This is a genomic window from Pseudomonas sp. CFBP2511 (genome assembly GCF_030209255.1).
GTDB classification, from domain to species: Bacteria; Pseudomonadota; Gammaproteobacteria; order Pseudomonadales; family Pseudomonadaceae; genus Aquipseudomonas; species Aquipseudomonas avellanae.
This window is the reverse complement of record NZ_JARVSI010000024.1, coordinates 135,465-147,749: the sequence shown is the minus strand read 5'-3', so window position 1 is coordinate 147,749 and position 12,285 is coordinate 135,465. Positions and strand designations below refer to the sequence as shown.

The following is a 12,285-nucleotide window of genomic DNA, read 5'->3' as shown; positions in this document are numbered from 1 at the left end:
AGGGATCCGACATGCTCTGGAAAAAAGGCCGACGCAGCGACAACGTAGTCGATGCACGCGATGGCGGCAGCAGTGGGGGCGGCGGCGGTATGCGCATCGGCGGTAAGGGCCTGGGGCTGGGCGGCATTGTGATCATTGTTGCCATCGGCCTGCTGACCGGCCAGGACCCGATGCAGATTCTTGGCCAGTTGACCGGCCAGGGCACCGAGCAAAGCGCGCCACCCAGTGCGCAGACGCGACAGGCGCCACCGGCCAACGATCAGCAGGCTGAATTTGTGCGCAGCATTCTGGGCGATACCGAGGACACCTGGCGCGCCGTATTCGCCCAGAATGGCCGCGAATACAAAGACCCGACCCTGGTGCTGTTCAGCGGTCAGGTGAACTCCGCCTGTGGTCGCGCCACCTCGGCGACAGGTCCGTTCTATTGCCCGGCAGACCAGCAGGTTTATCTGGACCTGGATTTCTTCCGTGAAATGTCTCAGCGCTTCTCGGCTGCCGGCGACTTTGCCCAGGCTTACGTGATCGCCCACGAGGTCGGCCACCACGTGCAGACCCTGCTCGGCATTTCGGCCAAGGTCGACAAGGCCCGTCAGGCCGGTCAAAAGATGGAAGGCAGCAACGGTTTGCTGGTGCGCCAGGAACTGCAGGCTGACTGTTTTGCAGGCGTTTGGGCCTATAACGCACAAAATCGTTTGAACTGGCTGGAGCCGGGTGATATTGAAGAGGCGCTGAATGCGGCGAATGCCATTGGCGATGACCGCTTACAGCAGCAAGGCAGTGGTCGAGTCGTTCCGGACTCCTTTACGCACGGAACCTCCGCCCAGCGCGTGCGCTGGTTCAAGACCGGTTTTGCGCAAGGCCAAATCAATCAATGCGACACGTTCGCCGCCAAGAGTCTCTGAGCACATGATTAAACCGCTTCTGGTCCTGTTGTTGAGCACTGCCTTCGTGAGCCTCGGGGCGCATGCCGAGGATCAAGCGGTTACGTCTATCAGCCCGGATCGTCTGGCGATCAACGGCGCAGAGGCGACACTGGGGCTGAGCCAGGAGTGGGTGCACCCCAAGCCGAAGATCGAGCGCGTGGTGATCGTGCTGCACGGTCGTCTGCGCAATGCGCAAACTTATTTGCGCAGCATCGAGCGTGCCGCCAACCAGTCAAAAGAGCGCGGCAAGACCCTGCTGATTGCGCCGCAGTTTCTGGATGAGAAGGACATCGTCGCGCATCACTTGCCAGAGTCGATCCTGCGCTGGCGTCAGAACAGCTGGATGGAAGGCGCAACCTCCACCGGTCCCAAGCCCGTCAGCTCGTTTCTGGTACTGGACCATATCCTCAAGCGCCTGAGCGACAGCAAGCTGTTTCCGAATCTGAAGGAAGTGGTCATCGCCGGGCATTCCGGGGGTGCTCAGGTGGTGCAGCGCTATGCAATGATCGGTGGCAAGGAAGATGCCTTGCTGCAGCGTGAAGGTGTGAAGCTGCGTTATGTGATCGCCAACCCGTCGTCCTACGCTTATTTCGACGCAGAGCGGCCTGAACCGGTAACGGCGCAGAGCTGCCCTGATTTCGACGAATGGAAATACGGCCTGAACAAGATGCCGTTCTATTCGGGCAAGGAAAAACCGGCTGACATCGAGAAGAATTACGTAAAGCGCGACATCACTTACCTGATGGGCGAGCTGGACGCCGACCGCAACCACCCTGCCCTGGACAAGACCTGCGCCGCCGAAGCACAAGGCGCGTATCGCCTGATTCGTGGCCAGAACTACTTCAACTACCTCAAGAAACGCCATCCTGAAGGTCTGAATCAGCGCTTGGTGATCGTGCCGAAAGTCGGCCACAACGGCGACGGTATCTTCACCTCGCCTGAGGGGCAGGCGGTGTTGTTCAAGCCGTTTTGAGGGGGTGACGTCCGAGCACTATAACTATCGTCCCCACGCTCCGCGTGGGGATGCATGTCGGGACGCTCTGCGTCCTATCCTGGTGTGCAGTGCTGCGCAGAGCTGTGACGCAGAGCGTCACGAAATGCATGCCAACGCCGAGCATTGGCACGATAGGCGGGGTCAGCCTCCCGCCTTCACCCCAACATCCCGCGCAGCGCCGTGCAATCAACCGCATGCCAGTCGGTCAGTTCAGGCCAGGGATTATCCGGCAGGTTGACCAGGATCGTTTTCGCCCCAGCCGCACGGCCACAGCTCAGGTCGTGCAGGTAATCGCCGATCATGACCATGCGTTGTGGCTCGACACGCCAGGCGCTGGCCAGCTTCAGCAAGCCCGCAGGATCGGGCTTGGGCGTTGCTTCGTCGCGGCCCAGTACATCGTCGACAGCAAAGCAGTCCGCCAGGCCGATAGCCTGCAGGGTGATGTGCGCCAGCTCCCGAGCGTTACGGGTCAGTATGCCTAAACGATAGCCACGTGCAGCCAGCTCGCGAACCAGTTCAACTGCCCCGTCGGCAGGCAGCGAGCCCAGCGCCAGCGCTCGCTCGTGCTCCAGCAACCAGGCATGTTTGGCCGCCGACTCGTCGGCAGGCAATGCCGCAAGGTGGCCCAGAATGTCGTCGCCCTGCGGGATGCCCAGTTCACGCTTGATCGCCGGAAAGTCGTGGACCGGGACGGTCAGGGTGCCGTCCATGTCGAACACCCAGTGCCGAATGCCGTCGAGTGTCATGCCCAGTCCTTACGGTGGCGGATCAGCCCTTCCTGGCTGACCGATGCGACCAGTTGCCCGGCGCGATTGAAGATGCTGCCGCGCGAGAAACCACGGGAATTACCTGCCCAGGGGCTGTCCATCGCGTAGAGCAGCCAGTCATCGGTGCGCAGGTCGTTGTGGAACCACAGCGAGTGATCGAGGCTGGCGACCTGCATATCGCGCTGCCAGACCGTCTTGCCGTGGGGCAACAGGGACGTGGTCAGCAGGTTGAAGTCTGAGGCATAAGCGAGCATGTAGCGGTGCAGTGACTGCACGTCTTTCAAGCTGCCATCGGCGCGAAACCACACATGCTTGACCGGCTCGCCAGGCTTGGGATCGTAAGGATCGTCGGCGGTCACCGGGCGAAACTCGATCGGTTTGGGGCGCAGAAACTTGTCATGCATCGCATCAGGAATCAGGTGCGCGCGACGAGTCGCCAGTTCCAGCTCGGACGGCAGGTTTTCCGGGCCGACAATCTGCGGCATCACCGTCTGGTGCTCGAAGCCCTCTTCGTCGTACTGGAACGAGGCGCTGCAGGTGAAGATCGGCTTGCCCTTCTGAATGGCGGTCACGCGGCGTGTGCTGAAACTGCCGCCATCGCGCACCCGGTCAACCTGATAGACCACCGGCAGACCGGCATCGCCGGGGCGCAGGAAGTAGCCGTGCAACGAGTGAACGTGCCGGTCCTCTTCAACCGTCTGGCTGGCGGCAGACAAAGACTGCCCCAACACTTGACCACCAAATAGCTGGCGAAACCCCAGATCCTGGCTGTGGCCGCGAAAAAGGTTTTCTTCGATAGCTTCAAGCGTCAGCAACGCAACCAGATCATCCAGCACTTGGCTCATTCTCACTCCTCGCACACATCGACGCTGCATCCGCAAGGAAACAACAGTCGACGCAGGTCCTGGCAGGCCCCGGAGCCTGCACTATTAATTAAATGGAATGATACAGTTTTAAGAGGGCGAACCTGCGCGCAAATCCATCAGGGCTTCAGCGTATTGAGCCATTGTTCACGGCTGATGCGGTACAGCACGTGTGGTTTGAGCGGGTGGCCGTCAGGCAGGTTGGGGTGGTCGAAATCGTCCGACTCGTGGTACTGCATACCGATCGCCTGCATGACCTTTTGCGACGGCTCGTTGCTGACCGCAGTGAACGACACGATCTCGTCCAGCTTCAAACGCTCGAAACCACAGCCCAGCGCCGTCCACGCCGCCTCGCTGGCAAAGCCCAGCCCCCAGTGTTCACGCGCCAGGCGCCAGCCGATCTCGACAGCCGGGGTAAAGGGAGCCTTGAAACCCACCACGTGCAGCCCGGTGAAACCGATGAATTCCCCCGTGTCCTTGCGCTCCAGCGCCCAAAAGCCAAAACCCAGCTCGGCGAAATGCCCACGCAGTCGCCCGATCATGGCCGCGCTTTCAAGGCGGCTCAGCGGCTCAAGGAAATAGCGCATGACCTGCGGGTCCATGCACATGGCGGCAAAGGCTGGCAGGTCGTCGTCACGCCACTGGCGCATCAGCAACCGAGCGCTATCAAGCTTGAGTATCGGTTCCATCGATTCCCCCGTGTAACGAGACGTGAGTGGGCACCAGTGTACCCACCCGACACGCCAGGCAACTGGGCGGGAGGACGCATTACTGGCACTATCGGGCTTCAAACCCATCATCCGACGCAATAGAACGGACGCAAAATGTCCCTGCCGCTTATCTACCATGACGACTACAGCCCTGCATTCGCGCAGGACCATCGCTTTCCGATGGACAAGTTTCGTTTATTACGTGACTACTTGGTCGACAGCGGGCTAACCCGCGACGTTCAATTAATGCGTCCCGAGTTATGCCCGGTGGACATTCTGGCGCTGGCTCACGACCCTTCCTACATCAGTCGCTACCTGAGCGGCGACCTGTCGCGTGAAGACCAGCGGCGTCTCGGCCTGCCCTGGAGCGAGGCACTGGCGCGTCGCACCATTCGCGCCGTGGGCGGCTCGCTGCTGACCGCCGAGCAGGCCCTGACCCACGGCCTCGCCTGTCACCTGGCGGGCGGCACCCATCATGCGCACTATGACTACCCGGCGGGCTTCTGCATTTTCAATGACCTGGCTGTGATCAGCCAGTACCTGCTGCAAAGCGGTCGCGTGGGCAAGGTGTTGATCTTCGACTGCGACGTGCATCAGGGTGACGGCACGGCGCGGATTCTGGCCGACACCGAGGACGCTATCACCGTCTCGCTGCATTGCGAGAAGAACTTCCCGGCGCGCAAGGCCCAGAGCGACTGGGACATTCCTCTGCCGATGGGCATGGGCGACGCGGATTACCTGAACGTCGTCGACGACCTGCTCAACTACCTGCTGCCCTTCTATAAACCGGACCTGGTGCTGTATGACGCAGGCGTGGACGTGCACAAGGACGACGCGCTGGGTTATCTGCAACTGACCGACCGAGGCCTGGCCAATCGCGACGAAGCCGTGCTGCGTCATTGCTTGGGCCGCGACATTCCGGTCATGGGCGTAATCGGTGGCGGCTACAGCAAGGACCGCCACGCGCTGGCGAGGCGGCACGGCATTTTGCATCACAGCGCGCAGAGGGTCTGGAACGACATGGGGCTGTGACCAAACGCTGTACGTCACCTGAGTTGCACACCGGAAAACAACCCTCGGGTAGAATGCCCCACCCTTCTGCTGCCGATGCTCTGCTGACCATGACCGACCTCGCCTCCCCTGCTTCCCGATCCGTTGCCATCATCGGAGGCGGCCCTGCGGGCTTGATGGCGGCCGAAGTATTGAGCCAGGCCGGTTTCAAGGTAGACCTGTACGACGGCATGCCTTCGGTGGGGCGCAAGTTTCTGCTCGCCGGGGTTGGCGGGATGAACATTACCCATTCCGAAGCCTACCCTGCGTTTCTGGCGCGTTATGCTGAACGATCGGCGATGATCGCGCCCATTTTTCGTGCGTTTGATAGCCATGCGTTGTGCCAGTGGATTCATGAGCTGGGAATCGAGACGTTCATCGGCAGCTCCGGCCGGGTGTTTCCTGCCGACATGAAAGCCGCGCCCCTGCTGCGCGCCTGGCTCAAGCGGCTGCGTGATGCGGGCGTGGTTATTCACACCCGGCATCGCTGGCTGGGCTGGAATGCCGATGGCAGCCTGCGCGTCGCACATGCTGATGACGAACTGGCGCTCAGACCGGCAGCCACCTTGCTGGCGCTGGGCGGTGCCAGTTGGGCGCGACTCGGTTCAGATGGCGCCTGGCTGCCGTGGCTGCAAGCACAGCAGGTAAACGTCGCGCCCTTGCAAGCCGCCAACTGTGGTTTTGAGGTGAGCGCGTGGAGCGATCTGTTGCGCAGCAAATTTGCCGGTGCGCCCCTGAAGAACATAGCTATGGGCCTGACCGGCCAAGCGCTGCGTCTGGGCGAATGCGTGCTGACCGAGACTGGGGTTGAAGGTAGCCTGGTTTATGCACTTTCAGCGCAGATTCGCGAACAGATCAACCTTCAGGGTTCAGCAGTTGTGCACATCGACCTGCTGCCCGGTAAAGCGCTGCCAGACGTCCAAAAAGCCCTGAACAAACCCCGCGGCTCGCGCTCGATGGCCAAACACCTGCACAGCCAATTGGGGCTGGACGGCGCGAAGGCCGCACTGTTGCGCGAACTGGCGCCTCGTGAGGCATTTGCCGATCCGCTGTTGTTGAGCGAGGCCATCAAGGCCCTGCCGCTGAACCTGATCAAGCCGCGCCCGATCGACGAAGCCATCAGCACAGCGGGTGGCGTGACCTTTGAAGCCATGGACGAGCGCCTGATGCTCAAGCAACTGCCCGGCGTGTTCTGCGCAGGCGAAATGCTCGACTGGGAAGCGCCCACCGGCGGCTACCTGCTGACCGCCTGCTTCGCCAGCGGCCGCGCTGCGGGGTTGGGAATGGTGGAGTGGCTGAGTTCACAGTGATTCCTGTGCGTAGGCTCTGCGCTCTGCGCTCAGCGTTATACATAAATCCTTTCTGTGGGAGCGTCGCCCGGCTCGCTCCCACATGCGTATATCAAGGCTTCTTCTTGCGTGGCCCGGTGTTGAAGACTGGCACTTTACGCACTGGCTTGACCGCCGGCGTTGGCTCGGACTCGCCGCTGTCTACCCATTTGCCCAGATTGCGCTTGCTGCTCGATACCTTGGGCTTTTTCGGCTTCTTGGGCTTTTTGAGGATCTGGCCGCTGGCATCCGTGCTCGGCACCCGGTGTTCCGGCTCGAAGTCAGGTTCTTCCTTGCGTTCCAGCGTCTGGCGGGTCAGCACTTCGATGGCCGACAGCAGTTCCACTTCATCGGCACACACCAGCGAAATAGCCTCACCGGTCTGGCCCGCACGACCGGTGCGCCCAATACGGTGAATGTAATCCTCGGCCACGATCGGCAGGTCCAGGTTGACCACGGTCGGCAGGTCGTCGATATCCAGACCGCGAGCCGCCACGTCGGTGGCGACCAGAATCTTCACATCGTTGCTCTTGAAACGGTCCAGCGCACGCTGACGAGTGGCCTGTGGTTTGTCGCCATGAATGCCGTCGGCGTTCAGGCCCAACCCCTGCAAACGGTCCACCAACTGATCGACGCCCACGCGGGTCTTGGCGAACACCAGCACCTGGCCCCAACGATGCTTCTTCATCAGGTGGATGAACAGATCCGCCTTGCGCTTCTTGTCCACAGTCACGACCCATTGCTTGACCGAAGACGCCGCGACATTGCGCGGGCTGACTTCGATGGTCAGCGGGTCATTGAGCATCTGCGCGGCCAGCAGACGAATCTCATCGGAGAACGTCGCGGAAAACAGCAGCGTCTGACGCTGCTTAGGCAATACGGCATAAATGCCGCGCAGCTCCTCGGCAAAGCCCAGGTCAAGCATGCGGTCGGCTTCATCAAGAATCAGGGTCTGCAACTGGGAAAACCTGATCGCCTTCTGACGATACAGATCGAGCAGGCGACCCGGCGTCGCAACCAGCACGTCCACGCCCTTGCGCAGCTTCATCATCTGCGGGTTGATGCTCACACCGCCGTAGGCCGCATACGTGCTCAACGGCAGGTGTTCGGCGTACTGACGAATGCTTTCATGAACCTGATCGGCCAGCTCGCGGGTCGGTGCCAGCACCAGCGCACGAATCGAGTTGGGCGCGACTTTCGGGCCTTCCATGGTCAGGCGTTGCAGCAGCGGCAGGGCAAAACCGGCGGTCTTGCCGGTGCCGGTCTGGGCCGCTGCCATCAGATCGCGGCCCGCCAGTACCGGAGGAATTGCCTGCGTCTGCACAGGCGTCGGTGTCTGGTAACCGAGCGCTTCAAGGGCGCGCAGCAAGGGTTCGATCAGGCCAAGAGAGGCGAATGTCATGGGGATACCGTAGGGAAAATTCACGCAAGGCGCGCAGTTTAACCTGTCCGGCCCGCGTCGGTTAGCTTGTGCGTGTCGATCCGGCTTATCTGACCAGACAGAACATGCCCGGGATCAAAAGCCACGCTGACGCTTGAGCGTTTCGCCGATTTTTGCGGCCGGGACTTTCTGCAGCGAGCACAGCATCTGGTGGGAGATCCCGGCGATGCCGTGGGTGTTGCGCAGTTCGTTGGTCAGGTACGCCGTCAAGTTGGCGGCCATTTCCGCATCGGCCATCGCCCGGTGAGCCTTGCCGGTGTTGGGCAGGCGTGCGTAGCTGGTCAATGTGCCGAGCTTGTGATTCGGGGCGCCGGGCATCAGGCGTCGGGCCAGCAGCATCGAACAGGCAAAGCTTTGTTCGCGCTTGCGCTGGATGCGCGACAGTTCGTAATCCCAGAACTTCTGGTCAAACGAGGCGTTGTGCGCCACCAGCGGCGTCGAGCCGACGAAGTCCGCCACATCACCCATCACCCGCTCGGCGCTGGGGGCGGTGCGAATCATGTTGTTGCTGATACCGGTCAGCCCTTCGATGAACGCCGGAATGCGCACGCCAGCGTTCATCAGGCTCTGAAAGCGCTCGACGATACGCCCCTGCTCCATGATGACCACGGCAATCTCGGTCGCCCGGCAACCGGGGTTCGGCGAGATTCCGGTGGTTTCAAAGTCGATGACTGCAACACGTTCCAACACTGGCCTGACCCTGTAAATTCATTTCAACAACAATGCGCCTTCGATGGGCACATAACGGCTTGCAGCACGGATCAGCGAATTCGCGGTCAGCCCCGGCACCCCGTAGGCCACCGCTTCGACACCATGCTTGCTGATCACCCGATCAAGCAGCATATCGAAATCGCCATCACCTGACGCCAGCACCACCTCATCCACCTGAGGCGCGAAGTCCATGATATCGATGGTGATGCCGACATCCCAGTCCCCTTTGGCCGAACCATCGCTGCGCTGGATGTATGGCTTGAGCCTGACGGTGAAACCCAGATTGCGCAGGATCTGCTGGAACTGCTGCTGTTTGCTGTCGCCCCGGTCGATGGCGTACGCAAACGCGTGGACAATCTCGCCACGCTTGCTGATGTCCGCCCACAGCGCGGCGTAGTTGAAATGACAGCCATACGCCTGGCGCACGGTGTAATACAGGTTCTGCACGTCGGCAAACACCGCGATCTTCTTCACCGCAATTCCTCATGGCGGGCAACAAGCCCACTGGTTACAGCGATCCGGAATGTGAATCGGCGACCAGTATGCCAGCTTGAGGAAGGAAGTGAGCTTCAACTATCGTGCGACGCTCCGCGTCGCATGCATTTCTGGACGCTCTGCGTCCGATCTTGAATAGGCGGCGCGGCGCAGACCTGTGACGCGGAGCGTCACCCAGGGCATTTCCACGCTGGAGCGTGCGCAACGATAGTTGTCTGTTCTGGAGCGTGAGGAGCGATCACTGCGCTCTCAAACAAACGAATCATCATCCGAAAACATGTCGCCACCCTCATCAAAGCTGTCATCGGCCGTGTACTGCTGATCCGGCTGACCCCAATTGCCCTGGTCATTGAACGAACCGCTGTCCTGTACCGGCGGCGCATCATGAATGACCTCGACGATCTCCTGCGGCTGGCTGTGATGGCTGAACATGCTGCTGATGCCCTCCGCCAGCAGCACGCCACCCGCCACACCGGCCGCGGTTTTCAGTGCGCCGCCGAGAAAACCACTGCCCGCAGCAGGCGCAGGTGCGGCGTAACCACCCTGCGGCGCGGCGGGCGCAGGTGCTGGATTGAAGCCAGCCCCATCACGCCAGCCGCCACCGGAAGGTTGACTCGGCTGAGCCTGAGGCGCGCGCGGTGCGCTGCTGCCAAAGATGCTCGACAGAAACCCGCCGCTGGCCGGTGCAGATGAGGATTGGCCCTTGGCCTGTTGAAGCTCGGCCTGCAACTGCTGAATCTGCTCGTCGCGCTGTTTCACCTGCTGATTCAGCTGATTGACCGCCGCTTCCTGCACCAGAATCGCCTGAGTCATGTAATAAGGAGCGGCGGGCTGACGGGTCAGGTGCTCTTTGATACGCGCCTCGGCCGCCGCATCGCGGGGGGCGGATGCCGTTTCGGCGTCTTTCAGTTTCGAGAAAAGACCATCGATCAGGGTTTGCTCTTCGCTGTTCATGACCACCTCACTGAGTTGCCACTGGAATTTTCCCGCCGCACGGGCAGGACCATGCTCAGAAAATGGGGCCTCATCAACGCGCTTCAATGACATGAAGAAAAAGATAAGAAATCCCCTGCCTACCGCCACTGCGCTTGGTTCAGCAAAGGGCATGGGCTAAAGTGGCGACCTGCTTTTAGCCTGCGATCTATCTACATGAACCCGTTGAACGTCATCCAGGATTCGCTTTATTTTTTCCGTCGCCATCTGGTCAGCATTCTGGTGCTGTGCCTGCCGTTGGTGATCCTCGAAGTCCTCGCCAAGCAAGCCCTGAGCAGCGCCATGCCCGCCCAGGCCTCATCGGCCTACACGCTGGTGATCGGGCTGTTTTTCTACCCGATCTACACGGCGGCCCTGATTCTGTTTCTCGACTCGCGCAGCCGCGGTGAAGAAGCCACCACCCGCGACCTGCTGGCCATGGCGTTGCGCCTGTGGCCGACCTTCGCGGTGCTCTCGGCCATGAGCACGTTGCTGATCATGTTCGGCCTCTCGCTGTTCGTCGTTCCCGGCATCTGGGTGATGGTCAAGCTGGCGTTCAGCGAATACTTGCTGGTGCTGCGCAAACTCACGCCGTTCATGGCCATGCGCGAAAGCATGCAAATGACCACCGGGCATTTCACGCGCATTCTGGTGTGCGTGCTGAGCGTCTACATTCCGCTGTGGCTGCTCGAAGGCGCGAGTCTTTACGCCTTCCCCGAGCCACAGAGCCTGCCGATTTCAGTCGCCATCGACAGCCTCAGCAGCTTCCTGCAACTGTTCACCACCATCGTAATGTTTCGCCTGTTCATGCTGGTCAGCGAGCCTGCGCACAGGGCCTGATCCGAAGGCTGGCGTCAGGCCCCTCTATTCGCGGTATGCTCAAACCCGAATCCCTCACCGAGCGCCAGGCGCTCCAAGTCGAGCCGATGCCCCGTGTTCTGTTACGCCTGACCCTGTCCTGCCTGCTGCTGATCGCCGTGGCGCTGCTGCTGGTCTACCAATTGACCTGGCGCCCGCCCGCTCACGAGTTACTGACTACCAGTTGCAGTAATGCGGTCCAGGCACCAAAACTGGTGCCTGGCCAGGCCCTGAAGGTCATGACCTGGAACATCCAGTACCTGGCTGGCAAACGCTATGTGTTCTGGTACGACATGGCCGACGGCAGCGGCCCGGACGAACGCCCGACGCCTGAAGACCTCGCCTACAACCTGGATGAAGTGGCACGGGTGATCCGTGACGAAAAGCCAGACATCGTGCTGCTGCAAGGTGTCGACGATGGCGCCAAGAACTCCGACTACCAGGACCAGCAGAAACTGCTCCAAGAGCGCCTCGCCGACCTGTACCCGTGCAGCACCCAGGCCTTCTACTGGAAAGCGGAATTCGTGCCCAGCCCGCATATCTGGGGCAGCGTCGGCAGAAAACTGACCACCCTCAGCCGCTTCCACATCGACAGCGCCGAACGCCTGCAATTGCCAATGCCCGACGCCAATATCATCAGCCGCCAGTTCCAGCCAAAAAACGCATTGCTGGTCAGCTACCTGCCCTTGCGCGACGGTGGCAAGCTCGCCGTGATCAACACCCACCTGGCCACCGCAAAACCTGGCGACGGCACCGCACATAAGCAAATCGCCGCCACCGAAACCCTGTTGGACAAACTGGAAGGCGGCGGCACACCCTGGCTGATCGGCGGCGACTTCAACCTGCTGCCGCTGGGTCAATACCAACGCCTCCCCGAACAACAGCGCCACGGCTACGCAGCCGACAGCGAACTGCACGCGCTGTGGGAAAAATACCCGATGATCCCCAACAACACCGAATCCAGCGGCACCGACCGCAGCCAATGGCTGACCCACTTCCCCAACGACAACCGCATCAACGGGCCGGACAGGACCGTGGACTATCTGTTTTACAGCCCAAGCTTGAAGCGCGTCAGTGCGAGGGTAAGGAGGGATGACACGTTGTTGATCTCTGACCACTTGCCGGTGATTGGGCGGTTTTTGTTGCCGGTTTTGCCTTGAGGGGGCAATCGGC

The 12,285-nt window shown here is 61.0% G+C and carries 13 protein-coding genes; 6 read left to right on the top strand and 7 right to left on the bottom strand.

Annotated features, from left to right (window positions below):
- Positions 1 to 11: 11 nt before the first annotated feature.
- The gene (ypfJ, locus tag QRN38_RS20475) at positions 12 to 902 is read left to right on the top strand and encodes a KPN_02809 family neutral zinc metallopeptidase (protein WP_004397257.1); all 891 of its coding nucleotides are present in this window, start codon (positions 12 to 14) and stop codon (positions 900 to 902) included.
- 4 nt (positions 903 to 906) lie between these two features.
- Positions 907 to 1,896, top strand: coding sequence for a hypothetical protein (locus QRN38_RS20470; protein WP_057417832.1), 990 nt, complete (start codon positions 907 to 909; stop codon positions 1,894 to 1,896).
- 176 nt (positions 1,897 to 2,072) lie between these two features.
- Here QRN38_RS20470 and QRN38_RS20465 read toward each other — a convergent pair whose 3' ends face one another.
- From QRN38_RS20465 to QRN38_RS20455, 3 genes are all read right to left on the bottom strand, one after another.
- The gene (locus tag QRN38_RS20465) at positions 2,073 to 2,663 is read right to left on the bottom strand and encodes an HAD family hydrolase (RefSeq protein WP_057417312.1); all 591 of its coding nucleotides are present in this window, start codon (positions 2,661 to 2,663) and stop codon (positions 2,073 to 2,075) included.
- Positions 2,660 to 3,529: an acyl-CoA thioesterase II gene (tesB, locus tag QRN38_RS20460; protein ID WP_011105107.1), complete on the bottom strand. Its 870-nt coding sequence runs from the start codon at positions 3,527 to 3,529 to the stop codon at positions 2,660 to 2,662. The genes QRN38_RS20465 and tesB overlap by 4 nt, the downstream gene beginning before the upstream one ends.
- A gap of 137 nt (positions 3,530 to 3,666) precedes the next feature.
- A complete protein-coding gene (locus QRN38_RS20455; RefSeq protein ID WP_057417833.1) occupies positions 3,667 to 4,236 on the bottom strand; it encodes a GNAT family N-acetyltransferase in 570 nt (189 codons plus the stop codon).
- Positions 4,237 to 4,371: 135 nt separating this feature from the next.
- Between QRN38_RS20455 and QRN38_RS20450 the strand changes: the two genes are divergently transcribed.
- Positions 4,372 to 5,289 (top strand): histone deacetylase family protein, encoded by a 918-nt coding sequence (locus QRN38_RS20450; protein WP_007243791.1) that lies wholly within the window; start codon positions 4,372 to 4,374, stop codon positions 5,287 to 5,289.
- Between the two features lie 89 nt (positions 5,290 to 5,378).
- Positions 5,379 to 6,617, top strand: a complete 1,239-nt coding sequence (locus QRN38_RS20445) for a TIGR03862 family flavoprotein (RefSeq protein ID WP_081025339.1) — start codon at positions 5,379 to 5,381, stop codon at positions 6,615 to 6,617.
- A gap of 91 nt (positions 6,618 to 6,708) precedes the next feature.
- Here QRN38_RS20445 and rhlE1 read toward each other — a convergent pair whose 3' ends face one another.
- From rhlE1 to QRN38_RS20425, 4 genes are all read right to left on the bottom strand, one after another.
- Complete coding sequence (gene rhlE1, locus QRN38_RS20440; protein WP_011105110.1) at positions 6,709 to 8,037, bottom strand: RNA helicase RhlE1; 1,329 nt, start codon at positions 8,035 to 8,037, stop codon at positions 6,709 to 6,711.
- Positions 8,038 to 8,151: 114 nt separating this feature from the next.
- Positions 8,152 to 8,763, bottom strand: coding sequence for a 3'-5' exonuclease (locus tag QRN38_RS20435; protein ID WP_005620592.1), 612 nt, complete (start codon positions 8,761 to 8,763; stop codon positions 8,152 to 8,154).
- 21 nt (positions 8,764 to 8,784) lie between these two features.
- Positions 8,785 to 9,261: an NYN domain-containing protein gene (locus QRN38_RS20430; RefSeq protein ID WP_004397295.1), complete on the bottom strand. Its 477-nt coding sequence runs from the start codon at positions 9,259 to 9,261 to the stop codon at positions 8,785 to 8,787.
- Between the two features lie 270 nt (positions 9,262 to 9,531).
- A complete protein-coding gene (locus tag QRN38_RS20425; RefSeq protein WP_046463346.1) occupies positions 9,532 to 10,236 on the bottom strand; it encodes a DUF2076 domain-containing protein in 705 nt (234 codons plus the stop codon).
- A 195-nt stretch (positions 10,237 to 10,431) separates the two neighbouring features.
- On the opposite strand from QRN38_RS20425, the gene QRN38_RS20420 reads away from it, so the two are divergent.
- Positions 10,432 to 11,094 carry a YciC family protein gene (locus tag QRN38_RS20420; RefSeq protein ID WP_044391879.1) on the top strand — a complete coding sequence of 221 codons (663 nt, stop codon included), beginning with the start codon at positions 10,432 to 10,434 and terminating at the stop codon, positions 11,092 to 11,094.
- Positions 11,095 to 11,129: 35 nt separating this feature from the next.
- Entirely contained in the window at positions 11,130 to 12,272 is a 1,143-nt protein-coding gene (locus QRN38_RS20415; protein WP_057417835.1) for an endonuclease/exonuclease/phosphatase family protein, read from the top strand.
- The last annotated feature ends 13 nt before the right edge of the window (positions 12,273 to 12,285 follow it).